Source organism: Bacillus sp. 05T31, from assembly GCF_056396725.1.
Map to the genome: position 1 here is coordinate 1 of NZ_JBFTMA010001440.1, position 410 is coordinate 410.

Annotated in this window: 1 pseudogene; it reads left to right on the forward strand. The window is 29.8% G+C overall.

From position 1 onward, the window contains the following. Window positions 1-202: 202 nt before the first annotated feature. Window positions 203-410: pseudogene (locus AC1DJR_RS33715) on the forward strand (DUF418 domain-containing protein); the annotation flags it as partial.

Genomic DNA, 410 nt, shown 5'->3' on the forward strand with positions numbered 1-410 from the left:
CCTTAATTCATGCGTTAAGGTGATTTTTTTATTTTCTCTCTAGCTTAAAATCACCTTAAATTTTCCCTTAATTCATGCGTTAAGGTGATTTTTTTATTTTCTCTCTAGCTTAAAATCACCTTAAATTTTCTTGTATTTGACATAGTACCAGTAAGGAAATGGTATTATTTTCAATATAAAATAATATACGAGGAGAGAAAAAATGAACCAACGTGTAGAATTTGTTGACGCCATTCGTGGTTTCGCTTTATTTGGCATTTTACTTGTTAATATAACATTAATTCAATTCGGGTTATTCGCTAATGAAAAACCCACTTATATTTTCGGAAAACTCGATGAAAGTGCTAATTGGTTTATTCAATTTTTCGGCACACAGAATTTTATTTCCCTATTCTCTTTTTTATTTGGGC